The following is a 24327-nucleotide window of genomic DNA, read 5'->3' as shown; positions in this document are numbered from 1 at the left end:
GGTCAGGAGCGTGAGTTTCTCTCCCGATGGCCAGACCCTCGCCTCCGGTAGCGAGGATGGCACCGTGAAGCTGTGGGACCGCTCAGGCCGAGAACTGCAAACCCTAGAGGGCCATTCGGGTTGGGTCTGGAGCGTGAGTTTCTCTCCCGATGGACAGACCCTCGCCTCCGGTAGCTCCGATGGCACCGTGAAGCTGTGGGACCGCTCTGGACGAGAACTGCAAACACTAGAGGGCCATACGGGTACGGTCAGTAGCGTGAGTTTCTCTCCCGATGGACAGACCCTCGCCTCCGGTAGCTCCGATGGCACCGTCAAGCTGTGGGACCGCTCTGGACGAGAACTGCAAACACTAGAGGGCCATACGGATTGGGTCTGGAGCGTGAGTTTCTCTCCCGATGGACAGACCCTCGCCTCCGGTAGCGACGATGGCACCGTTATTCTTTGGAATTTTGATCTGGATAATCTTATTGCTAGGAGCTGTGATTGGCTAAGCGACTATATGGCTAACCCGGCTACGCCACCTGAAGAAAAAGCGCTTTGTGACGATGTTTTATCTCCGTCGCCGTTGTCTGCGGTGCCAGTGCAGTCGTCTTTAGCATCGCAGTTGCAGGGTGTGTGGTCTGATATGCGAGAGTGGTTGGGGGGCTAAAGTATCCCACATCGGCTTCAAAAGAGAGACCACGCATACCCCAGACTTACAGCAGCCTCTTCTTTTCATGCGGTGCCCCTAAAGAGAATTCCCCCTACTCCGCCGGGCAAAGAATAGCGTCACCTTCCCCAGGTGTCACGGTGCCACAGGCAACAAACTTACCAGCAGGGGTTAAATAAGGCCGAAACATTAGCATTGTCTCCGCCCCTGAGGCCGATCCATTGCGCACCAGTAGCGTAGAGTCCCAATAATGCACCCCACTAATACTAGACAAACCATAGCTAGAAAACTCATTAGCCAGCGGCTGCGCCCCCGGCACCTGCACCCGGTACAGACCATAGGCAGCCACCCCCTGGGGGTCCACAACAAATACGGCAGAAACTTGAGTCTCAACACACTCATCTAACACCACCGGCACCGCCACATTATCCGTAAGCGGATCAACAACAGGATCACCTGCAATAAACCGGGCACTGAATGTTTTCTCCGGCACCTGGGTGAGCGTTTCGCAGTCCAAGGCATCCAAAATATTAATAGTCCAGCCCGTCACATCAATCCTGTTGGTCCGGGCATCTGGCCAAGTCAAAACCAGGCTAGTGCGATCGGCCGATACAGCCGCATTAGGAGCAGCTAAATTTTCCTCAGGTGGCTCCATGGGTTCAGGAGGCGCTTGCGAGACTTCATTCAACCCCTGACCTGACTCAATATCCAAGCAATTGAACCCTAAACTTTCGGTATAGGCCCCATTGAATGGCCCCAGGGAAACAGTCAGCTGATATCGGTCGTAGCGACGAAATGGCCAGCGCGCTGAACTATCACACGATGCCGCATCACAGGCACAGGCAAATACGGGAATGTCAGGATAGCGATCTTTCCACTCTGTCACAATCAACGCAAGATCCACCTCTTCCCCAGCAGCATACCGAGCCGTGGGCGGGCGACTATCGTCCGCATGAGCAGCGCCAGCAAATAAACCTAAGCCCACTAGGGCAAATCCTTGGATCAGATAATCCCATTTCATACACCCATGCCCCGAATTTATAACAACATTCGCCAGGTGAGCAACGGCAATAATTATGCCTAAAATTTTTGATAGCGCATGGTGCAAACAGCAATAACTTAAATCTTGCACCTGGTGATGAAGCACGGCCCACCTTGGACTAAAAGTGCCAAGGCTAATCCAATCTTGCCCCTTTAGTGGACAGCCCTCAATTAGCGTTGGATTTTGAATCCAATGTGGGGTTAAGGCTCAAAACCGACTTGGTGCAAGATCTGAGATAACGTAATCCTCAATTGGCAAAGAACCGCACGCTACATATATTCAACAACTTGCCATACCAAACCACCTGGACAACAGCATGGTAGATGCATCCATCAATTGCCATAGATATATTCCACAGATGATTGCAACATTTCGGACGGTGGAGGAAGTATTTCGGGGGGCATGGAAAAATTACTAAAGCCCATGTTTAGGAATGGCGATTAAATAACGTCCAATTTTGCCGGACTAACTCCAAGGGAGACCTTGCACATTGGGTTTACCGATGCCCATAGGGCTATACGACTCCGCTCAGTCCTCTGTGGCTAGCGGTGAAAATTATGGATTTAATTGATTGCGTTTTCCTTAAGGATGAATCTGATTTAGGATCATCCGCAGTCGATCATAGTCATCCTTTAGCAACGTCCCCACCGTGCGACCAGCCAACACCAGCCAATCCCTATCAAATTGCCGTAGCTGATACACCTCACGAATTGTCGCCGCCACCAAACTCTCACTGGGCACCGCACTCACCTGTAAAAGCGTGCGCAAAAAATCCAACTCATCCGTAAAGCCAATCACCTCATCCGGGTCGCAACGATACACCGCCTGGTGCACCTGGGGCGGCCGCGGTGGCAAATGCTGGTAGTTGCGTCGATCCCTCTCAGACGCCTCAAACCCGACGATCGCCACTCGAAACTCAGTCTTTAACATTGCAAAAATTTGGGGCTGCTGCTGCCGCAAATCTTCCAACGTCATCCCCAAGGCCCGCGCTCGATGTACCGAATCAATTGGGCTGGTGGTGGCATGGTAAACCACCCCATAAATTTGATTGCCCGCTTCCTCATCAAATGCCTTTACCCAGCTCCCAAAAGGCGGCATCGCCGGAAAACTCAAATCCTCCGGCTCTAAGCACTGGGCCAAAAACTCCGTGGTTGCGGTTTCGATCACCTCAGCAATGTGGGCCGGATGTCGCTCACGCTCGGTCAGCTGGGGTAGGGGAAGACGCATAATTCCGCGACATAGTACAAACGCATTTAGTACGTTAGCACCATATCCCCAAAATTACATCCTGCCGAGTTAACCTGCATCAACATTCGGGGCATTCCTGGTGGATGCCCCGCATAGCAGCACGGTCATAACAGCAGCAGGTAAATCTACTTTTTCTTACCGCGCTTCGGCTTCACCACTTCAATTTCAGACATTCTGAAGGTAACCAGCTTATCCCAGTTGCCCCCTTCAAACAGAACGGCCACCTTGCCATCTGTAATCCGCTGCACTAATCCCTGAAACCCATAGTATGTATCGTTTACATTAGTTACTTTGACCGGAGAACCAGGCAAAATGATCATTGATTGCTTCGTAAACTTCCAATCAACATTTTAACCTTTTTACTACTCAAAGTCCCCTTCCCAGGGGGATTTAGGGGGCTCAAAATTTCAACCGATGTTGATAATTCGCCACCGACTCGACAATGCCCACGGCAATAAAGTTCGTCAGCAATGAAGAGCGTCCATAGCTCATCCACGGCAGCGGAATTCCAGTAATGGGTGCCAGCCCGATGGTCATGCCAATATTAACCACCACCTGAAATACAATCATCGACAGCACGCCGATGGCTAAAAGCGACCCAAAATTATCCTTCGCATTTTGGGCAATGATGATCAGCCGCAGGCAAATAAACCAAAAGGCCAGCACCATGGCCAAAGCCCCCATAAAGCCAAGTTCTTCGCCAAGGGCCGAAAAAATAAAGTCGGTATGTTGCTCGGGAATAAAGCTTAGCTGCGTCTGCGTGCCATGGAAAAGACCTCGCCCCCAAAGCTGGCCCGACCCAATGGCAATACGGGACTGAATTAGGTGATACCCCCCACCCAATGGATCCTGTTCAGGATTAAGAAATAATGTAAGTCGATCCCGCTGATAGTCTTGCAACAGGCTCCACAACAGCTCACCGATTTTACCCGCAATTGAATTGACAACAACAATAATTAAAGTGCTGTACCAGCGTAATGGCAGGGTCATCCAAGCAATGACGCCCATCAAAATCACCCAGCCTATCCACACGGGAATGTACAGATTAAAGATAATTGCGGCAACAATTGGAGATATCAGTAAGACCAGCCAGCCGGGATTCATATTGCTCCAATAGAGCATCCCCAACACAATGGCCCCAAATACCAAGGAAGTACCCAAGTCAGGCTGCAAAAATACCAGCGCCCATGGCACACCGGTAATGGCTAAGGCCTTTAACAGCCCCGCCAATGTAGTAGATTCTCGATCTTTCAGGGTGGCCGCTAGGGTAATAATGATGCCGACCTTGGCAAATTCGGAGGGTTGGACATTGAACCCACCGATACTGATCCAGCTCTGGGCACCGTTACCAACCGTTCCTATGAGCATTACCGCCACCAAGGAAACGTTGGTGATTAAATAGATAACCCAACGCCATTCCAACAAAGATTCATAGCGGCTGCGGGCTAACCACATGCAAATGATGACGCCCAAAGCGCACATCACCACATGGTTCCAAGCCAGGTCGGTCTCCCCGGTATAGAGTCGGGTGCTGGCGATCAGCAAACTGGAAAATAGGGTAATCCCAACGGGGAATAGCAACAGTAGCCAGTCGATACCACGCCAGGGATGTAACCAGCGATGAAACCATTTGCCTAAAAATGTGGTTTGAGCCATAGCAGCAAAACCTTTTGCTCGTGTAGGGGCAGGGCCTGTAGGCCGCCTAGGGATCTAAGTCAGCGCCGCAACGGACACTTTGGCAGCAACCTGTTGTGAAATTTTAGTCAACGCTTCAGCGGCACCAGAGTCTGGCTGTGCCAAAACAATGGGTTTACCCTCATCGCCACCGCTCCGCACCGGCATTTCTAAGGGAACACAGCCCAATAGGGGCACACCCAATGCTTCGGCAGCCTTAGCACCGCCTCCGGAGCCAAAAATGTCGTAGCTCTTGTCCGGCATATCCGGGGGAATAAAGTAACTCATATTTTCCACAATGCCCAACACGCGCACATTTAGCTGTTGAAACATTTTTAGGCCACGGCGAGCGTCCGAAAGGGCCACGTCCTGCGGCGTAGTGACAATCACCACCCCCGCCATGGGCACCGCCTGGGCCATCGTCAGCTGAGCGTCACCGGTGCCGGGGGGCATATCCACAATTAGGTAGTCCAACTCCCCCCACTGCACCTGGTAGAGAAATTGACGAATAATGCCGTTGAGCATGGGGCCTCGCCACACAACCGGCTGGTCTGGATCGATTAAAAACCCCATGGAAACGAGTTTGACCCCATGGTTAAAGGCCGGTTCTAGCTCTTGCTGGCCATCGGTGCCATCCCTGACAACGACATTGCCATCCTTTACCCCCATCATGATGGGGGCATTGGGGCCATAGATATCCGCATCCAGCAATCCGACTTTGGCCCCCGCTTTGGCTAAAGCCACGGCAATATTGACAGCGACCGTACTCTTGCCAACGCCGCCCTTACCACTGGAAACAGCCAAAATATTTTTGACGTTATCAATGCCTTGCTGATCCGGCAAAGACGATTTTTGCTGAGGGGTTTCTGCGGTAACGTCCACATCAACTGAGGTTACCCCCGCAAGCGCCTTCACTGCTTTTTCGCAGTCTTCAACGATAAATTCTTTGAGGGGGCAGGCCGGCGTTGTTAGCACCAAGGTAAAACTCACATGACCTGCATCGACGGCCACATTGCGAATCATATTGAGTTCCACCAAGCTTTTTTGCAGCTCAGGATCTTGAACGGGGCGCAGCGCGTCCAGAATTGCCTCGGTTGTCGGCATCATGTTTGTGAAAGACGGGTATAAACGGACAGATTTCTATCAAGCTACGCCGCTGATCCTAGGCATCGCTTAGGACCTAGGTTTTTGCTCGATTACAAAACCAGCGGCCTTAGCCATCCTGTAAATCAGCAACGGTTAAGAAAATGTTTGCCATCTATTCTACGTCCTGATGCCCAATGCAGTCGGGCCATCCATAGAAAGCTTTGGCTGTATTTTTTTGGACTAGCTAGCTAAAAATGTCGCGATAATGCTTGGGAACAATACCGGAGGTGGTAGCTTGTTCGGCGGCTTGGGCCAGGGCATCGGCAACACGGGCGGCATAGGGCTGTAAAAATGACCAGGCTACGGGCGAGAGCCAACCTTTCAGTTCAACGGAATAGGAAACCAAGGTGCCATAGAGTCCGGACTCTAATCGGTAAATGGCCCTTTCTTCCACACCCGGCAGGGGAAATATGCGCAGACTAATATATTCACCGGGCAAGACATTTTCTACAAATATTTTGATCGGGACCGGCACCCAGCGCGCAAACACTCGATAAATCAAGCCGGGTTTGGCCTGCTGCCCATTGGGGGCATTGGTGGAGGTAATTAGGGGATGCCATGAGGCTAACCCGGCCAAATCGTTGATGGTTTGCCAAAGAGTTTCAATGGAAGCCGTGCTGCTGACTTGATAGTGTTTGGCTAAGGTTCGAGGATTACCTTGACTAGAAGCAAAAGAGACAATATTCGAACAAATGGCATTAGCCCGGTTCAAATTTTTCTCTATTAGTGACTGGAACCAGAGTCGAAGCATAGATGCAAGGGGGACCTATTTAGATTTCCAAGAAACTAACCATCCGTAGAGGTTGAATATTTTCTATCTTGAAAGGTATTTTAACCCTGGGTTAACGTGCAACCCTGGTTTAGATTTTGTTTTGAAGCCGTAACCTTGTGTCCACATAGGCTCGAGCTTTTGTCAAGGATTGTCACACTGTGTGTCAAGTTGGTTAAAAAAGCTCGAAATCGTGGTTCATTATCATTACTAGCTGTTCTTAGCGTCTGCGTTTCAGGCAGTAGTTTTGGGTGCATGTGTCATCGTTACTAAGGATGACGTTGCCAGCAGCACCAAGTTTTTTAATTTTGTTTTTTTAGCTCGAGATCGCCATGGTCATCGCTTCTACGCAGAATTCTACGCAGAAGGTATCTAGTCCGGTTGCTCCTCCCAGTGACTCCCGTGAACGTGTGAGTGCTGGGTTTAAGGGCCTACAGGATCGCATTTGTCAGAAACTGGCCGAGGTTGATGGTGTTGGCCAGTTTGAAGAAGATCAGTGGACTCGTCCCGACGGCGGTGGCGGTCGTTCACGAGTTATGAAGCAGGGTGATGTTTTTGAGCAAGGCGGCGTAAATTTCTCTGAGGTTTGGGGCGATCGCCTGCCACCTTCGATTTTGATGCAGCGTCCCGAGGCAGAAGGCCATGGCTTTTATGCCACTGGGACATCTATGGTGCTGCACCCTCGCAATCCCTACATTCCGACGGTGCACCTAAACTACCGCTATTTTGAGGCCGGTCCGGTTTGGTGGTTTGGCGGTGGCATTGACCTAACGCCTTACTATCCCTTTGAGGAAGATGTGGTGCAGTTCCACAAAACCCTTAAGGATGCCTGCGATCGCAACCACCCCGAGTATTACAACACCTTCAAGCGATGGTGTGACGAATATTTCTACCTAAAGCACCGCCAGGAAACCCGGGGAGTGGGCGGCGTCTTCTTTGACTATCAGGATGGCACCGGTGAGCTATATCGCGGTCCCAGTCAAGATGGTCCTGCAGCCAAGCACAGCAAGCAGATAGGCCAGCCAAAACAGCGTAGCTGGGAAGACCTCTTTAAGTTTGCCATCGACTGCGGCGATTCCTTCTTACCGTCCTACGTGCCCATCGTAGAAAAGCGTCGCCATACCGAGTACGGCGAGCATCAGCGCAACTTCCAGCTATACCGTCGCGGTCGTTACGTTGAGTTCAATCTTGTGTACGACCGAGGCACCATTTTTGGCCTACAAACCAACGGTCGCACAGAGTCTATCCTGATGTCTTTGCCCCCCATGGTGCGCTGGGAGTATAGCTATGCGCCTGAGCCAGGTACGCCCGAATCCAAGCTTTACGATATTTTCCTAAAGCCTCAAGACTGGGTTAACTGGAAAGCGTAAGGCGCCCTCCATCACTTCGGATATATCAGACATTTGATAATTAGCTCCCCATTAGGAACGTCGTTTCCTGATGGGGAGCTATAATACAAAATATACTTAAGTGAAAAGACCCATAGGAGTTCGTGGTTTTCGCTTAAATTTATCGACTTATCTGACGCTCCCAGCATCATTTTTAGATGGCCAGCAGTCCATAGCCAGCATTAGTACAGACCTTAAACTAATCGCAGCAAATGTCCTGATATGGCATGTTCGTGCTTGCATACTAATTTGAATTGTCACTACAACTATGCCACGCTGCCGTACCGCAACTTGAGCTATACGTCAATGAAATTCAGCGATTTGTCGTAAGGGCTACTTTTGTCGTCCTTTCTCTCGAACTCAAGGGCATCATTAGGGGTAGGCGTAAGTTGAGCTTACGTGCATCAGGTATCAGCACATTTGAGTATCCGCAGATATTAAGGGCCGGTCACTATGGAGCAAAGAATCGTCAGTTCTCCTGATAGTAGTCAGCAGGTAGTGATTTTCTCGCCTCAGGGGCGATTGGATATTACAACTGCTTGGCAATTTCGCCTAAGGCTACAGGAGTGCATCGAAAATACGACTCCTCACATTATTGTTAATCTCAGCGAAGTTAACTTTATAGATAGCTCGGGGTTAACCTCCCTTGTAGCGGGGATGAGAGATGCCGACAAGGTGCAAGGCAGTTTCAAGCTCTGCAATGTGCATCCAGAGTCAAAACTGGTTTTTGAAGTCACTATGATGGATTCTGTCTTTGCCATCTACGAAAGCGAGGAAGAAGCCCTTAACGCGGCCCCTGAGCCGATGACCTTCTAAAGCCTATAACGCTTTGGAGGGGACCTCACCAGCAGCCATGGTCGGCAACGCCAAGCCATTGCCTTAGGCTGATTGGATGAAAGCTTTAATTAAAATTTTGTGCCCTAGTGGCTTGTCAAGGCAGGCATTCAGGATGAGTCCTAATTTTTAGCTTTGACGCTGCCACTAGGGCTAAATAGTGCTTGAAACTTAATGGTGCCCTAAAGTTTTAGCCACTTAAATTCAACCCTAGCCCATGGACAGGTCTGTGCTGGTTTGGTGAAGTTTCGTTAAGCTGTTAACAGCACCCACCCCAAAACACTACTTCGCCTGAATTGTACGATTCTTGGCAAAAGGTCACCCGCAGTAGAAAATGATGTCTAGCCTTTTATTATCCCCACCAGTGACTAATCTCCGTACGGTTTCCGATACCAAGCGAGCCTTCTACAGCTATCATTCTCGTCCTATCAATTCCCTTTATCGGCGAGTGGTAGAGGAACTGATGGTGGAAATGCATTTGCTTTCGGTCAATGTTGATTTCGTTTATAACCCGCTGTACGCCCTGGGGGTGGTGACTAGTTTCGATCGGTTCATGGTGGGATATGAACCGGCCCAGGACAAGGAATCAATTTTTGCCGCGATTTGCCGCTCTGTTGAAGGCGACCCTCAACAGTATCGCCAGCATGCTGAAGCATTCAAAGCAGATCTATCTGGTTTGGCCCTGGGCGATCTGCAAACCAAGCTAGATCAAGCCAAGACCTCAGCAGGCGATGGTCTGCAGGGAAAACTTAACATGGTCGCAACCCAGGCCAATGCGAAATACAGCCGTCTTATGGCGGTTGGTCTATATACCCTCTTCGAGACGGTCGACGCTGCGGCTTTGGACGATAAAGAAAAGCGGGAAGAAATGCTCAAAACTGCGGCTGAAATGCTGGCCTTACCCGCAGACAAGGTTGATAAAGACCTGGAACTCTACCGCAGTAATTTGGAAAAAATGGCCCAGGCCCAGGAAGTTATGAAGGATATTCTGGCGGCTGAGCGCAAGAAGCGTGAGCAGCGCGCCCAGGCAAAGCAAGAAGCCGCCGCAACTACAGATGCTGGCGAGACTCCATCGGCAGAGCCCACCGATTCGACCCCATAGCCATAGGCGGCTAAATGCGCCATTGCTGTTTTGGGGATGACTTGAATTTTGCCCTCACCCCGTGGGGGCCACAGATTGTTTCATACCCCAAGGCCGCCAAGGCCATGGTGCCGGGCTACTAGCTAGTGGCGGTAACCCAATAGAGATAGTATTCTTCATCCTGCCAAGCTCGGGTAAATTGCTCGATGGGCTCAATGGCTAAGCCGTTGATGGGGGTTTCGAGTTCCTTGGTGAGGACTAGAAGAATTTTGGGATGGTCTGCAATTAGCTGCTGCACCTGTTGGATAACCTCAGGCTGGGTCACCTCTCGCCGGGCACCTTTGAAGAAGAGGGTATAGCTCCCCATGGCCTGACGCTCTGGGAAATAAAAGGGTTGACCAAAATAACCGCTGAGGGAAGCCATTTGGGCATCGCGGCTGGCCACAATAAATTCATCTTGTAGATTTGCCTGGCGCATATAGGCCGCGGCTTTGCGGCTAGCAGAGTAGGGGATGCGCAGGTCCGTCGTAAACAGAAAGACGCCCCCCAAGCAATGGGCAACCAAGATGGTCGTAAACACACGGTTGAACCATTTAAGGTCTGTTGTTTGCCCCTGCTTGGGGAATATTTTTTGGGCCAAAGCTGGCGACGGCGAATAGTGGCTGGCGATCCATAGGGATGCCACCAAGATTAGATAGAAATTTCCATAGTGGCGGATGGCACTGGGCATAAATTTGGCATAGGTAAAGGCCAGTAAAATGCCATTCCCTAAGAGGTAGAACGTTAGGGCATAGGGTTTACGCAACAGGCGACGGCCAATGCAAAAACAGGAAACTAATGCGATCGCACCGCACACAGCCAAATCTAAATAGCGCGCCCCGTTCGGAATAATGATGTAATAGCCACCAAATATGCGACCGATGGCCTTAAGTAACTGACGCAGGTCAATGCCGGTGGTGTACTCCCCCAGGGCCTGGTTGACCACATCGCTGGGGGGCAAAATAAAGTACAGCGCCAAGGCACAGCCAGCAATAATCACCCCACCGCTCAACAAAATATCCAGCCAGTTACGCCGCAGGTTGGCTTCAAACAGCAGCTCTATGGCTAGGGTGATGGCTAGGGCGATGGCAATTAATAAAGCATACACATTGCTATTGGCCAGCAAAACCAGCAGCCCGGCCAGGGGCCAATAGGCCCGCTGCCGCTGGGGCCACAGGGCACAAATCGCAAACAGCAACACCATCGCCACCGCGTAGTTGCGGGCAATGAGCAAATGCTCATAGAACGGCAAATAACCAAAGGTAATCAGCCACTTTTGCCCATGGCTAAAGGGACTAAACCGCCAAATCAAGAGCACCGAGCCCATGGCCAATAGCCAATGGAACACCTGCATGGCAATGGGATGGCCAAACAAGTGATACAGGCCTGCCACCAGCACATGCCACAATCCGGGATGGGCCCGGTCGTAGTGGACATTTTCCACAAACGCCGCCCAGGATGGACTATCCCGCGCAATCAACCACACATTCATCTCATCGCGCCACATGCTGTGGTTGAGGGCACCGATCAGGCCCAACACCGCCACCAACAGGACGGCAGTCCACGGTGATTTGTACAAGCTGTGTAGCCAGCGGGGTAAGCGAAGCGTCATGGATAGCAAGACTCGGGGGCGCCCCTGATCATACTGCTAAGCGTGGATCCTGATGTGGGGTTCAAACATACAGCGGGCATATAGCGGGCATATAACGGGACGATTTCCTGAAGGATCTGGCGTTTGGAGTTCGGAATTTGGAGTTCGGAATTCGGCATGCCCTCCCTTTCCGAACTCCGCCTTCTCTCCTAGCCAAAATTTCCCAGTTTCAGTCCATACGCCTAATTGGACGCGCTGATGGGTGGCGACAATAAACAACGGCTATTCACCAGCCACAATCGCTGGGTTTCCACAGCGGTGCACCGACCTAAATTTGTTTGCAGCAGGCCGGGGCCCAGTCCCATGGTCTCAACCACAGTAGGTATCACGTCCGGATAGTTATTGGCCCAGTAGCGATGCTGAGCCAGATAGTCTGGAGCAAAGGCCCCCTTAGCCACTAGCCAAAAATCGATATCGTAGGCGTCTGTAAAGTTAGACAGGGTCTCAACATCATCGGTGTAGTGGGCCTGGAGCAGGTCATTGGCCCGCTGACGAATTTGTCGGTAATACCCCAGGTGGAACGGGGTGGCATATTCTGGGGCCATCAGCACAGAGCGCTTAGCAAAGCTCGGAATATTGTCCACTTCGTAATCGAGGGAAGCCACCAACGTATCTGGGGGCTGACGCTGCAAGTATTCATAAATGGGCGCTTCATGCCCGGTCATGTATAGGGTTTTGGGAAATTTTTTCAGCAGTAGCGGGTAGTAAAAAAAGATCGGCACCAGCACCACCACCATGGCAATGGGCAGCACCCCTCTGCGGCAGCGCCTCCCCACATAGGCCAACAGACAGGTCCAAAAAATGGCCGCAAGGATGGGCACCGCCAGCATAATGCAGTGGCTGGTATAGCGCCCTGGCATATGGAGCTTAAAGGCCACGGCATAGGCAGCCGCAAACCACCCCAACCCCACCAGGGTGAGTTTAGTAAAAATATGAATTCTGGGACTGATGGCCCGTAATTCTGGCATTTTTCCACCCGCCAGGGGCAACAGCAGCACCGCCCCCGCCAGGGTCGCCGGTGTGAACAGGGTGCGTTTGAGAATGGCACCGTGGCCACCAAAAATAACCAGCCAGTAGCGTTCGAGGCCGGCTCGGAAAAAGGAATGACGACCGGAGGGCTGAAATTCTGGAATGGAGCGGGCCTGGGCCATGGTCACCACTGGGCCAAAGGATCGGTGGGCCACTACGTAGGTCGGCAGAATGCACAGGGCCGCGATGGTAAAGGCTGCGATCGCAAACTTCACTCGCCCCCGATGCACCGCGGTCCAAGGTGTGCGCCACTGCCGTTTCAACGCCCCCCAATCCACCGCATCAGCGGCATACAAGGTCGTTGCCACCACCCCTACCGGCGGATAAAACAACACCAGCAAACCTAGAAATAACAAACTCTTCAGCCGCTGCCCCCGCACCAAATAAAACAACAGCGGAATTAATAATGGATAAATAAATGACCGGGGCGACGCCGACACCACATCATCGTTACACCACAGGTGCTGGCTCAAGAGAACAGATGCGATCGCCCCCGCCACCGGCACCGGAAAAATCGCCACACTCAAACCGTAGTAGTAGCCCGCCGCAATCAGCCCCAATACCATGGGCAGCACCTTCCCTAGCCAGTCGGGGGCCAGGTTCACATAGCTGCCAAGGCGGTACAACAGCTTGTAGCCCACCGGCGCAATCGACTGCAAATAATCAGCCACCAAATCATGGGGAAACGCGTCCCCATTGTGAAAACGCTCCATCCAAAATAAATAATGGCGAGCATCATCCTGGATCACATACGCAGCCGAAAATCCCTTTTCCATGGCCAAATAGCCATACCACCCGGCAAACGCAAGGCTTATCACTAGGCCCACATACCAGGCTCTTTGGGGACGAGGCCCAGGGGTAAATAATTTAGCTAGCATCGATAGAGAATGGGGCTAATTTCTCACTGATTGAGTTGACGTCTATCCTCGACAAAACGTCCCTAAAGCTCGTGCCTAGACTATGAAACATCGTCTTCGTCAAAAAAAATGCGCCCTGTGCCAACAGACTGGGGCAATGCTCTACCGAGTAAAGTACACCCCCAACGCCACCCAATGGGCCTTTGTCTGTCCCACCTGTTGGCCAACCATCAGCCAAGACAATGTCCATTACCGTTATGGCGGCACCTGGAAAGCAAAAAAACGTCCTTGAGTTTTTTCTACTGAGACTGCATGTGCACCAAATGGGTTTGTTTAATTTGCCCTAAGGACTCATAGGGAAACGGCAAACTATCCAGCTCAGGGGCTTCAATCCACAGATAGTCATTAGCTCCGACATACCCCAGATCCAGCAGTTTTTCCCCTGGATTGGGGGTATAAAACCGCAACAACGTACTACGTTTACTATTGAGACCAGGGGAAAGATTAATCGTCTCAGTTTGCAAAATCGGTTGAATATCATCGCGAATCAACAGCGCTTTCATCTCAGGATTCACATTTCCCAGCTCAGCGGTTCCCCAAGCCAAACTCAACCCCACCCAATGGCCCACCAGTAAAAGCAAAAGCCAGGTCACCACTGCTGCACTAGAGCTATTGCCCTGAAACCACCACAGCCCCGCCCCCAACCACGCCAGCCCCAAGCCTAGGGCAATGGGGGCATAGGGCCGAATATCTGCGGTGCTCGGTAAAACCGGAGTAAACAGCGCCAACACTGCGGCACAGGTCAGCACAGCCCCCGCCACCATCAGCACACCATTCACCAACTTTAAAGACACCTTGACAGCCCCCCTAGGGGGAATATGCACCAATTCCTCCATGGCATAGCCCGTGAGTAATGCCAAAAAGGGATAGATGGGAATGGCGTAATGGGGCAGCTTGGTGGAGGCAAAACTTAAAATCCCCAGGTAGCAAAGCGGATAGCCCAGCAACAACGAAATCTGTGGACGCGCCAGCCAGCGGCCCCTAGAACTCCACACCCCCCGTAGCAATAAGAACAAGGCCCCCAGGGCAAACAAGGCCCATAGAAAGTCATTGACTAATAAGTTCAACAGATAAAACAGGGGGGACTTCACCCGAGCGGTGGTCAAACTTTGACTCACCGGAAAATTAATCAGGGCGTTGATCACCGCCATGTCGTAGCGTTGCCAACACCGCCATAGCCATAGCGCGGTGGGCAATAGGCCCACTAAGCCCCCCAGATACAAACTCCATTGCCAAAGATGTCGACGACCAGACAGCAGAAAATAGGGGAGTAGACACAGCACCGGCACAACGGCCAAAGCACTGCGCATCAAGACCATAATGCCCAGGGTGCACCCCGCCGCAAAATGGAGCCAATGGCGACGACCAGGGTTAAGGGGAGGTTCTGTATTCGCTTCCAATAGCAGCCCCACCGCCAGCAACACCAAGCCCGTGAACATCACATCTGGCGTCGCTAGGCGACTGTACTGCAGCCACAGGGGAGCCACCCCCAAGGACAGTGCCCCCAAGAGAGCCGCTGTGGGGGTCATTAAGCGTTTGCCAATGGCATAGGTGAGCCAAATACACCCGATGCTGGCCAATATACTGGGTAGCCGCACCGCCACTTCATGGCGCCCCAACAGTTGCATAAATAGGGCGACAACCCAGTACGGACCTGGCGTTTTATGGTGGGGGTTGGCCCAGGGATGGATCCAATCGCCGGAATCGACAATCACCCTGGCACGCCGAGCATACAGTCCCTCGTCATGGGCCATTAGGCTCTGGTGGTCTAGATCAAAGAAGCCGACCAACAACAGAGGCAATAACCAGACCAGCAGCAACAGCCAGTGCCATCGTTGCGCCTGGACTAGACCATGCACAAGATTTTGAATGCGTTGGTTCAACCACCCAAACTGCCAGCGGGTCATGGTTAGGGGATTATCATAGGGCGTAGCTATTGTGCCATGCTCCTAGACAATATGGCGTAGGGTAGGCAGTTTGGGGTGACATGGATGGTGCGTGAGTCTGAGAAGGTGTCTGAGCCCAATATGTTGGACACTTTGGGGCTAGCTTTGGCGGCTGGCATATTGTACCTGTGGCGATTGGGGATGGTGCCCCTGCGAGATTGGGATGAGGGCACCATTGCCTCCGTCGCCAGGGGCATGGTTACCAGCGGTGATTGGATTTATCCCACCCTATACGGTGGCCCCTACCTCAATAAGCCCCCCTTGGTGGAGTGGCTGATGGCGACGGGCTACACAGGGGGTATTTCGGCATGGACATCGCGGTTGTTGCCCGCCTTAGCCAGTGCCCTGGCGGTGCCGCTGCTCTATTGGTTGGGTCAGGAGGTGTTTGGCCGCCGCCGCCCCGCCTTGCTGGCGGCCTTAGTTTTTTTAACGCTGTTGCCGGTGGTGCGCCACGGTCGTCTGGCCATGCGCGATGGGGTGGCAATTACGCTGTTTTTGTTGGTGCTGCTGTGGGGGCTAAAGGCTAGAAAACATCGCCCCTATGCCATTGGCATGGGCGTTGCCCTGGGGCTGATTGCCCTGACCAAGGGAATTTTAGTGCTGCTGCTCGGCACCATTGCCCTGGTATTTTTGGCCATCCATCAGGGTAAAGCCCTCGGGCGCAATCCCTATTTATGGCTGGGGCTCCTCCTGGGCGGTCTGCCCGTTGCACTTTGGTATGGGGCGCAGATCAACCAATACGGTGCCGTTTACTGGCAAGGACACTTTGTTGCCCAGTCGTTTGAGCGGGTCGCCACAGCGATTGAAGATCACCAGCAGCCGGTTTGGTACTACTTTCTAGAACTGTTGAAATACAGTTGGCCCTGGCTGATGTTTTGGCCGGGGGGAATGTGGCTGGCCTGGCAACAACGGCACCAGCCTTGGGGGCAGCTGGTGCTGGTGGGCACGGGCATTTATCTGGGGGCGATTTCCCTCATGGGCACTAAGCTGCCGTGGTACATCATGCCCCTATATCCGTTTGTGGCCCTGGCCATTGGTAAATTTTTAGATCAAGGGTGGCGGCAGCCTCCCCGCTGGGCAATTGGGTTATTGGCTTTCATTGCGATCGCAGCCCCCATCGGTGGCATCTACCTGGGCCTAGCCGATGGGCAACCTACCCTCATAGCCATTGCCCTCGCCCTCGGCCTAAGCACCGGCTACGCGGCCTGGCAGCTATGGCAACGTCGGCCTCGCTGGTGTCTTACCCTGGCGGCAGGGCTATATGCCACGCTGCTGCTCCTGATGGGCTCGGACTTTTGGCTATGGGAGCTGAATGAGGCCTATGCAGTCAAACCGGTGGCGGCCTTGGTGAACCAGCATGTGCCAGCCGATGCCGAGGTGGTCACCACCTTTAGCTACGGACGGCCCAGTTTGAATTTCTATTGCGATCGCTACATTGCGCCCCTCACCGGCCAGCCTCTACTAGACCGCTGGCAGAACATCCCGTATGTATTGGCTGAAGCAGAACATTTGCCCACCCTACCCGCCCATAAAGAAATTGGTCGAGCAGAAAACATGGTGCTAATTCAAACCATAAGTCAATAAATTTTTACCAAAAAAATTATTCAACCCAATAGGCATCTCGATGCTTTTAGCTGGGTACCTTGTGTATTTCCAGCGTTCCAGAAATCGTCCAATAAAGCCCAAGAATACCCATCCCACAGTGCTCAAAAGGGATAGCTACCAAAAAGCATTGCTATGATCGCTATAGAGATATTCCTAAAAATCAATCTAACTTCGGCCAACCATGATGTCGTTGCTGATTAAACGGATGAAACGAGCCGTAAACCTGCTTAGCGCCTAATGGTGTCATGCAAGTCCTGCCAGGGGGCGGCCACATTAAGTAAGCCAATAACAATTTCCCCAACCCATTTTCCAAACCTAGAAAGTATCCAGTTTCAAAAACGTTTCGTTAAGCACACATCAATTTATTAAGGGGTCACTGCTTTGTCTGACGATATACAAAAACCTAAAAATAATTTCATCATGCCGCGAATCCCCTATCGTGGCGAGTTCACCCCTGAACGCATGGTCTTCAATGCCAATTTGCAAGAATTTGCCAACCGAATTTCACTCATTTGCAATCTTGAAACCGGCGGCAAAATCACCGCCGAGGATGCCTACAGTCAAATTAAAAATCTGTGGAAAGACCTCAAAGCATCCAAAAAATGTTTACTGGACGAAACCGATGCCCAGGGCAAAGGCTCTTAGGGGGGTACGCCCAAGGTTGAGTTTGGGGCCAGTAAAGAGTGACTCTTCATCTCATTTAACCCTTCACTCTTTACCAGTCCCAAACCAAACTTTTAGCACCGCCAAGAACAACGCTTGAAGCGACACCAAGGACCCATATCATGGCTGACTAAAATGAGCTTTCACAGCCTGCATAATGCGCTCTGACGCTTTACCATCGCCAAATGGGTTAATCGCTTGGGCCATGGCCCTATACGCGGCTGAATCGCCCAGGAGCTGGCTGGCTTCAGTGGTAATCACATCCGGGTTAGTGCCCACCAGCTTAGCGGTGCCAGCGTCTGTGGCCTCGGGCCTTTCAGTCGTCTCACGCAATACCAATACTGGCTTACCCAAGCCTGGCGCCTCTTCCTGCAGCCCGCCAGAGTCCGTCAGCAGCAAATAACAACGCCGCATGGCCCCCACCAGCTGTTCATAATCCAAAGGCTCCACTAAAAACGCCCTGGGGTGATGCCCTAGGGCCGCCTTCAAAGGTTCTCGCACCGTCGGATTACGGTGCAGCGGCAGTAGCAGGGCCACATCCTCAAACTTGTCTAAAATCTGCAAAAACCCTTGGGCAATGTCCTGCAGCGGTGCCCCCCAATTTTCACGTCGATGCACCGTTGAAAGAATGACGCGATAGTCAGACCATGCCAACCCCGACACCTCACAGGCAGGGGATTTAGCCGCCACCGTCTGCAGCGCATCAATCACCGTGTTGCCAGTTTTGATCACCGTGCCACAGACACCGGAAGCCATTAAATTCTCCACGGATTTCTCTGTGGGTGGAAAATGCAAGGTGGTAATTTGCGAAATCAGCCGCCGGTTCGCTTCCTCTGGGTATGGATTCAAAATATTGTCTGTACGCAATCCGGCTTCCACATGCCCCACAGGAATTTTTTGATAAAACGCCGCCAGGGCAGCCGCAAATGCCGTGGTCGTGTCCCCCTGCACCAAAACGATATGGGGCTGTAGTTCTTGGAACAGCGGTTGCAACCCTTGCAAACTGCGGCAGGTAATATCCGACAGGGTTTGTTTGGGCTGCATGATATTCAAATCCCGATCGGCCTGCAGGTCAAATAGCTGCATCACCTGATCCACCATCTCTCGATGTTGCCCGGTCAAAACAACCTGGGTGTCAAATCCGGGGGTGCGCTGAAACTGCTGAATCACCGGAGCCAGTTTGATCGCCTCTGGGCGAGTGCCAAGGGTGATGCAGACACGAATGGGAGAAGGTGGAGTCATCAGAAATAAACGCTTATCGTGTATTGGTTAAGGTACCGGCCGAAGTGGAAACAGCCTTAAAGATTATCTGTCTCCTAGTAAAGTTTTCCACAGCAAGGCACACTGTTAGTCTGTTTTCTCTCTGCCCCATGTCCCAATCTATTACCGTTGGAGCCCCCCACCTACAAACCCTGGACCTAACGGTGGCCCACGCCACACTCAAGGACGCCAACTGGCAAGACGATCTGCTGTTTAGTTTTGCCATTGATTATCCTCGAGAGGAAAATGATCCTCGAGAATTATCAGAAGTGCCGGAAGTACGGCTATGGTTTATTCGCCTGGATAGTCACTACCCTTGGCTACCGCTGTTTCTCGATATTGAATCGGGTGAGTTAGGTCGCTACGCGGCAATGTTAGTGCCCCATCAGTTCAGCCCGTTAGATGGCATTCGATACAATCCAGAAGCCTTAGAAATTTTCGTCATGGGAAAGGTGTTTACCATTGCTCGTTGGCTCAAAGAAAATCAAATTGATGGTATCGAAAAATTAAAGCTCATGGTCCGGTCCTTAGGCTATGAGCTAGATGACGGTTTGTTTGAATTATTGCGCTAGGGAAATCAGTGCCCTAACACCGTTGGGCCCTACCGTTGCCCCCTGTGGAACGAAGTCCTTAGGGCACGGAAGAGCCGCATTTGCGACTCGAGACCGTGGGAAAAATGTCTATGTTTACGCGCTTTTCGGCTGCTTCACTGATTGCTTCGGAGCCAAGAGTGCGATACAAATCTTACGAATATATAAACGTATTCAGTCATCGAATATTGATTCACCTGGAAGAGGAGTAGCCCTTTAATGGCAGGGATTTTAGGCACGCTGGCAATTTTACTCGTATTGCTTGCTTTTATTGTCTGGCTTGTGATCGAGCGACAGTTTCAAGGGCGTCCTGGCAATCAGTTAGAGCTAGAGTCCGGCAAGTGGACCATCACCACCCGCGAGCCCCAGCACTATGTCATTGAGGGAGAGCCCTCCCTGGTGAACCTGACCCGCACCTTGGAAATTATGGTGCCGGAAATTTCTGTAGACACTCAGCTGCTTTCAGGGGCCAGCGTAGAGGGAATTAAAGTGACTACGTCCCTGGTGTCAGACCATGAGGATGCGGACGCTCGCCCCGATAACTATTGGTTTGCCTACATTGTCAAAACGGCACAATCCACTGGGTTGAAGGTCAAGGTGGATATTCAAGGGCCTGATCTTTCTAGGCTCAAAGCCGTCTGGGTCAAGATCAACTACCTGACCTATGGTCCCGAGGGGCGCATTCCCAAAATGGGTAACGTGGTTGTGCCCTTAAAATATCCTGACCCCGAGGCCCCTCAAAATTGGAAATCTACGCCCAAGGCGGACGTATTGCCCATCCCCACCCACCTCCTAGGTCCCCTCGATAGCCCCATCGAGACGGTCAAACGCTATGTGGAGCCCTATGCCAAACCCGGTGACATTGTCACCATTGGGGAGACGCCTGTGGCGATTATGCAGAGTCGGTGGCGTCATCCTAGCAGTGTTAAACCGGGTTGGGTCGCTAGGCGCATTTGCTATTTCTTTATGCCCACCTCTAGCTTGGCAACGGCCTGCGGGATGCAAACCCTGGTTGATTTGGTGGGGCCGGTGCGGGTGGTTTATGCCTTTGTGGTCGGTGCGATCGCAAAGAAATTCCTAGGCAAGGCCGGCATGTTCTATGTATTGGCCGGGGACCAAGCGCGCCTGATCGACGACGTCACAGGCACCCTGCCCCCCTATGACCAATTTATTGTCCTTGGCCCTGAAAATCCCGACCAGATCGTGAAAGACATTTATGAGGCCACCGGGCTAAAAGCGGCCATCGTGGATGTCAATGATTTGAAAGCAGTTAAAATACTGGCAGCCACACCAGACACTGACGTAAACTTAATTAGAAGTGCCTTGCTCGATAACCCGGCTGGCAATGCCGATGAACAGACACCTGTGGTTCTAATTCATCCAAAATCCTAGGGATTTTATACACTCCACCCCGATGACATCCGCTAACCAATCTGAATCCGTCATAGTGCGCCCCGTACATTTTCGAGGCTCAGAGAAGCTCATGCCAGATGGCGGCTCAGAGGTGGTTAACTGTGGCGACTTTACCCATCAGCATGCTTTACCCGACGGCAACGGCAGCTGGAGCCAATGGCAACAGTTATCCCGCCTAGTCAATCCGCTAAAATCTAAAGCCGCTACGTTTGCGGCCGAATGTAAGCACACCGTCCACGGTGTTATTCAGGTATCCCCCTTCAACTCCACCCGCAGCACTTGGCGCATCGATCGGGTCATTGTTAAGGCTGCGGCGAAACAGGGCCTAATCCTGGACCTAGATATGGCCAGCTTGTTGCTGCGCCACTGTTTCGAGAACATCGTAGAAGCCCATACCTGGATCAGCGAAACCAACATCAACGATGCTTTTGGGTTGGCGCTGTACCGTCAAAACGGGTTTCAGCCCCTGGCCTATGTCACCTACTGGTCCATTGATGGGGAACAAATTTCTGAGCTGGCCGACCACGAACCGGATTTGCCCAATCTGCTGCCGGTCAGCAATGCGGACGCCCAGTTGATTTACCATCTGGAAACGGCTTCCATGCCCCCCCAGCTGAGGCAGGTCTTTGACCATCAAATTAGGGATTTTCGCACCCGCTCCATTGCCGGGGTACGGGCACAGCTACGGCGCTGGCTAGGTCAATCGGAATCGGTTTCAGCCTATGTGTTTGAACCCCAGCGCAAGGCCGCCATTGGCTATTTCAATTTGCGTTTGTCTCAAAATTCCCATCAGCCTAACCGCGCGAAGCTAACGGTACACCCTGCTTACACCTGGCTATATCCAGAACTGATGACCCAGATGGCCCAAGTGCTGCAGGGCTCTGCCAACCCCACCTTGCAGCTCGCTTCCGTCGATTATCAGCCCGAACGGGAAAGCTACTTCCGCCAAATTGGGGCCACTGAGGTGGAGCATACGGTGATGATGTCCCGCTCGGTGTGGCATAAAATCCGCGAATCTAAATCCGTTTCCATTGAAGGCTTACAGGACGTTTTACAAGGCTTGCAACCTTCTGGGAAGGCGATTCCTAGCCGTTTCTCTTGGGATGCGGTCAATCATAGCCTGCGCCCGTCCCACCGTCGCCAAGACGATTCCTCCGAGGGGACCTTGGGGTAAAGCCGTTGGCACTAATTTCTGTAATCGGGTTGGATATTGGCAGCAAGCGCATTGGCGTAGCTGGATGCGATCGCACCGGCCTCATCGCCAGTGGGCTAACCACCATTGACAATAAATCCTTTGCCTATGTCACCGACCAGCTCAGCCAAATTATTCGGCAGCGAGAGGCAACATTGCTGGTGGTGGGCTTGCCCTACACCCTAGATGGGGCTGTGGGTGCCCAAGCCCGTCGGGTCAAAAAATATACCCGGCGCCTAGCAAACGCCTTAAATTTACCCGTCACCTATGTGGATGAACGACTAACCTCCGTAGAAGCCGAGCAACAACTCCAGGCTGAACGGCGGTTTTCCGCCAAAGATAAGGGGCTGATCGACCGTCGGGCGGCTGCTATTATTTTGCAACAGTGGCTGGACAGTTCCCGCACCTCACGCAATAACGAATGCCCAACTTAAATCACAACTCCAATTCTGACCAGTCCCCAGATTTTCTTAAGGGACATCCCATCGTGACCCTTAAGGATGATGATGGCAACACCCTAGCTTGCTATGTCGAAAAGGCAATCACCCTAAGCGATCCGACCAGTGATCCAGAGCAAGAATATTTGCTGTTGCTGCCGGTCTCTGCCCCCATTGAAGTTTTCACCTGGCAGACCGACGACACCCTTGAGGACATTGAAGATGAAGCCATAGATACCCTATTTCCCAGTGCCCGTGCCGTTTTAGCGGAACTAGACTTGACCTTACAACGCAGTGCTTATACGCTTACTGCCGTAGGTAATATCCCGGACGCGGAGGATGATAGCTGCTTCGCATTAGAAGTGGACGAAGATGGAGCCACAGATAATTTTCAAATGTTGGCCCAGTTTTACCACGATGAGCAGCGTTATGTTGCGTGTACACCTTTGGAGCCTTTGCTATTTTTCGCATATCGAGTACCCGATGCTGAGACCGTGACATTGCTTTCTCCTGAAGAATTTCAACGACTCCAGCCTCAAATTGAAGATCAACTTTTTGAAGGGCTCGATGATTAGAACATGGCAAATGAGTTCTCTCCTGTGTGGTCATCTGACCGTTACCAGGAATGAATCCTCAGGTAAAACGCCCTAATCAACTCCAGGAAGACGTCTAATTAAACGAACTATGGGTTGCTTAAAGCGAGCTTTTTACGTTGGCATTTTTCCCATTGCTGTGGGTATCGCAGCCTGGCAAGGGTGGTCTTGGTGGAGCTGGGCAAAGAGCCCTGTTGAACTCGGTGAAGCGGTGGAACAACCGGTGCAGATACAAATTCCAGAAGGCACCCCCGCTCAATTAATCGGCCAAGATCTTGAGGCGGCAGGTCTAATTCGCTCGGCGACGGCCTGGAAAGTTTGGCATCGGTTACAGGGTTTTCAAAAACGGGAAGGGGGGCTACAGGCTGGCACCTATGCCCTTTCTCCAAGCCAGTCCTTACCTGACATTGCCAATCAAATTTGGGATGGCAATGTCATCCAAACCGGGTTTACGATTCCGGAGGGATGGAATCGCTCTCAGATGGCTGAAGCGCTCGAAGCGCAAGGGTTAGTGAACGCCGATGACTTTTTGCGCGCCACCGAAGAGATTCCCTATGCAAAATTTCCCTGGCTTCCCCAAGGATTACCCCACTTAGAAGGGTTTCTTTATCCTGATACCTATCAGCTGCCAACGGAACAGGTAAATGCCGATGGCATTGTTGACATCATGCTATTGCGGTTCGAACAGGTGGCCCTGCCGGTTTACCAGCAAACCAATAGCGCCTACTCCATGCTGGAATGGGTCAATTTGGCCAGTATTGTAGAAAAAGAAGCCGTCGTAGCCGAAGAGCGAGATACCATCGCCGGTGTATTCGCCCGTCGTTTGCGAGAGGGCATTAGCCTCGGTTCCGACCCAACGGTGGAATATGGATTGGGCATCACCCAAACGCCAGAAAATCCCCTCACCTTAGCCCAGGTAAACACCCCCAACCCTTACAATACCTATCGTAACTTAGGACTTCCCCCCACCCCCATCGCCAGCCCTGGCATCGCCAGCCTGGAAGCATCTTTGAATCCGCCGGATACGGAATTCCTTTATTTCGTGGCTCGGTACGATGGCACCCATGTGTTTAGTCGTTCCTTAGCAGAGCATGAACGGGCCCAGGGCCGAATTCGAGATCGCGTCGATGCCCAACTAGGGGATGACCTATAGCCATACGT

Annotated in this window: 23 protein-coding genes; 13 read left to right on the top strand and 10 right to left on the bottom strand. The window is 52.1% G+C overall.

Going from position 1 to position 24327, the window contains the following annotated elements; translation table 11 throughout:
• On the top strand, positions 1 to 649 hold a 649-nt coding region (locus IXB28_RS04230), incomplete at its 5' end, for a WD40 repeat domain-containing protein (protein ID WP_215617291.1).
• A 94-nt stretch (positions 650 to 743) separates the two neighbouring features.
• Here IXB28_RS04230 and IXB28_RS04225 read toward each other — a convergent pair.
• The 6 genes from IXB28_RS04225 to IXB28_RS04200 all read right to left on the bottom strand — a co-directional run bounded on the left by IXB28_RS04225 (position 744) and on the right by IXB28_RS04200 (position 6510).
• The gene (locus tag IXB28_RS04225) at positions 744 to 1670 is read right to left on the bottom strand and encodes a hypothetical protein (RefSeq protein WP_215617290.1); all 927 of its coding nucleotides are present in this window, start codon (positions 1668 to 1670) and stop codon (positions 744 to 746) included.
• A gap of 603 nt (positions 1671 to 2273) precedes the next feature.
• Entirely contained in the window at positions 2274 to 2918 is a 645-nt protein-coding gene (locus IXB28_RS04220) for an HAS-barrel domain-containing protein (RefSeq protein ID WP_215617289.1), read from the bottom strand.
• A 146-nt stretch (positions 2919 to 3064) separates the two neighbouring features.
• Positions 3065 to 3259 (bottom strand): NAD(P)H dehydrogenase subunit NdhS, encoded by a 195-nt coding sequence (locus tag IXB28_RS04215; RefSeq protein WP_216862954.1) that lies wholly within the window; start codon positions 3257 to 3259, stop codon positions 3065 to 3067.
• Between the two features lie 79 nt (positions 3260 to 3338).
• On the bottom strand, positions 3339 to 4595 hold the full coding sequence (rodA, locus tag IXB28_RS04210; protein ID WP_215617288.1) for a rod shape-determining protein RodA: 1257 nt from the start codon (positions 4593 to 4595) through the stop codon (positions 3339 to 3341).
• A gap of 54 nt (positions 4596 to 4649) precedes the next feature.
• A complete protein-coding gene (locus IXB28_RS04205; RefSeq protein WP_215617909.1) occupies positions 4650 to 5717 on the bottom strand; it encodes an Mrp/NBP35 family ATP-binding protein in 1068 nt (355 codons plus the stop codon).
• Positions 5718 to 5943: 226 nt separating this feature from the next.
• Positions 5944 to 6510 (bottom strand): SRPBCC family protein, encoded by a 567-nt coding sequence (locus IXB28_RS04200; RefSeq protein ID WP_215617287.1) that lies wholly within the window; start codon positions 6508 to 6510, stop codon positions 5944 to 5946.
• Between the two features lie 350 nt (positions 6511 to 6860).
• Between IXB28_RS04200 and hemF the strand changes: the two genes are divergently transcribed.
• From hemF to psb29, 3 genes are all read left to right on the top strand, one after another.
• Positions 6861 to 7898 (top strand): oxygen-dependent coproporphyrinogen oxidase, encoded by a 1038-nt coding sequence (gene hemF, locus IXB28_RS04195; RefSeq protein WP_215617286.1) that lies wholly within the window; start codon positions 6861 to 6863, stop codon positions 7896 to 7898.
• Between the two features lie 471 nt (positions 7899 to 8369).
• Positions 8370 to 8732, top strand: a complete 363-nt coding sequence (locus IXB28_RS04190; protein WP_215617285.1) for an STAS domain-containing protein — start codon at positions 8370 to 8372, stop codon at positions 8730 to 8732.
• Between the two features lie 355 nt (positions 8733 to 9087).
• Entirely contained in the window at positions 9088 to 9852 is a 765-nt protein-coding gene (psb29, locus tag IXB28_RS04185) for a photosystem II biogenesis protein Psp29 (RefSeq protein WP_215617908.1), read from the top strand.
• A 118-nt stretch (positions 9853 to 9970) separates the two neighbouring features.
• Here psb29 and IXB28_RS04180 read toward each other — a convergent pair whose 3' ends face one another.
• Entirely contained in the window at positions 9971 to 11482 is a 1512-nt protein-coding gene (locus IXB28_RS04180) for a hypothetical protein (RefSeq protein ID WP_215617284.1), read from the bottom strand.
• A 221-nt stretch (positions 11483 to 11703) separates the two neighbouring features.
• Positions 11704 to 13377, bottom strand: a complete 1674-nt coding sequence (locus IXB28_RS04175; RefSeq protein WP_215617283.1) for a hypothetical protein — start codon at positions 13375 to 13377, stop codon at positions 11704 to 11706.
• A 133-nt stretch (positions 13378 to 13510) separates the two neighbouring features.
• On the opposite strand from IXB28_RS04175, the gene IXB28_RS04170 reads away from it, so the two are divergent.
• Positions 13511 to 13699 (top strand): hypothetical protein, encoded by a 189-nt coding sequence (locus IXB28_RS04170; protein ID WP_215617943.1) that lies wholly within the window; start codon positions 13511 to 13513, stop codon positions 13697 to 13699.
• A 7-nt stretch (positions 13700 to 13706) separates the two neighbouring features.
• On the opposite strand, the gene IXB28_RS04165 is transcribed toward IXB28_RS04170, so the two are convergent.
• Positions 13707 to 15374: an ArnT family glycosyltransferase gene (locus tag IXB28_RS04165; protein ID WP_215617282.1), complete on the bottom strand. Its 1668-nt coding sequence runs from the start codon at positions 15372 to 15374 to the stop codon at positions 13707 to 13709.
• A gap of 84 nt (positions 15375 to 15458) precedes the next feature.
• Here IXB28_RS04165 and IXB28_RS04160 point away from each other — a divergent pair, with 84 nt between their 5' ends.
• Together IXB28_RS04160 and IXB28_RS04155 are read left to right on the top strand one after the other, a co-directional pair.
• On the top strand, positions 15459 to 16997 hold the full coding sequence (locus tag IXB28_RS04160; RefSeq protein ID WP_215617281.1) for an ArnT family glycosyltransferase: 1539 nt from the start codon (positions 15459 to 15461) through the stop codon (positions 16995 to 16997).
• Positions 16998 to 17438: 441 nt separating this feature from the next.
• Positions 17439 to 17663: a DUF7219 family protein gene (locus IXB28_RS04155; protein ID WP_215617280.1), complete on the top strand. Its 225-nt coding sequence runs from the start codon at positions 17439 to 17441 to the stop codon at positions 17661 to 17663.
• Between the two features lie 138 nt (positions 17664 to 17801).
• Here the strand turns inward: IXB28_RS04155 and wecB are convergent, their stop codons facing one another.
• The gene (gene wecB / locus IXB28_RS04150) at positions 17802 to 18923 is read right to left on the bottom strand and encodes a non-hydrolyzing UDP-N-acetylglucosamine 2-epimerase (RefSeq protein WP_215617279.1); all 1122 of its coding nucleotides are present in this window, start codon (positions 18921 to 18923) and stop codon (positions 17802 to 17804) included.
• 128 nt (positions 18924 to 19051) lie between these two features.
• On the opposite strand from wecB, the gene IXB28_RS04145 reads away from it, so the two are divergent.
• The 6 genes from IXB28_RS04145 to mltG all read left to right on the top strand — a co-directional run bounded on the left by IXB28_RS04145 (position 19052) and on the right by mltG (position 24319).
• Positions 19052 to 19513 (top strand): CRR6 family NdhI maturation factor, encoded by a 462-nt coding sequence (locus IXB28_RS04145; protein ID WP_215617278.1) that lies wholly within the window; start codon positions 19052 to 19054, stop codon positions 19511 to 19513.
• A gap of 237 nt (positions 19514 to 19750) precedes the next feature.
• Positions 19751 to 20923 carry a F420-0:Gamma-glutamyl ligase gene (locus IXB28_RS04140; RefSeq protein WP_215617277.1) on the top strand — a complete coding sequence of 391 codons (1173 nt, stop codon included), beginning with the start codon at positions 19751 to 19753 and terminating at the stop codon, positions 20921 to 20923.
• A gap of 22 nt (positions 20924 to 20945) precedes the next feature.
• Positions 20946 to 22118, top strand: coding sequence for a GNAT family N-acetyltransferase (locus tag IXB28_RS04135; RefSeq protein ID WP_215617276.1), 1173 nt, complete (start codon positions 20946 to 20948; stop codon positions 22116 to 22118).
• A 5-nt stretch (positions 22119 to 22123) separates the two neighbouring features.
• Complete coding sequence (gene ruvX, locus IXB28_RS04130) at positions 22124 to 22570, top strand: Holliday junction resolvase RuvX (RefSeq protein WP_215617275.1); 447 nt, start codon at positions 22124 to 22126, stop codon at positions 22568 to 22570.
• On the top strand, positions 22558 to 23148 hold the full coding sequence (locus tag IXB28_RS04125) for a DUF3727 domain-containing protein (protein WP_215617274.1): 591 nt from the start codon (positions 22558 to 22560) through the stop codon (positions 23146 to 23148). Before ruvX ends, IXB28_RS04125 begins: the two co-directional genes overlap by 13 nt.
• A 109-nt stretch (positions 23149 to 23257) precedes the next feature.
• Positions 23258 to 24319, top strand: a complete 1062-nt coding sequence (gene mltG, locus IXB28_RS04120) for an endolytic transglycosylase MltG (RefSeq protein ID WP_215617273.1) — start codon at positions 23258 to 23260, stop codon at positions 24317 to 24319.
• Positions 24320 to 24327 lie beyond the last annotated feature (8 nt).

The organism is Leptothoe kymatousa TAU-MAC 1615, from assembly GCF_018739865.1.
Taxonomy (GTDB): Bacteria; Cyanobacteriota; Cyanobacteriia; order Phormidesmidales; family Phormidesmidaceae; genus Leptothoe; species Leptothoe kymatousa.
Note: the sequence above shows the minus strand (reverse complement) of the source record. Positions and strands in the feature narration are given on the sequence as shown.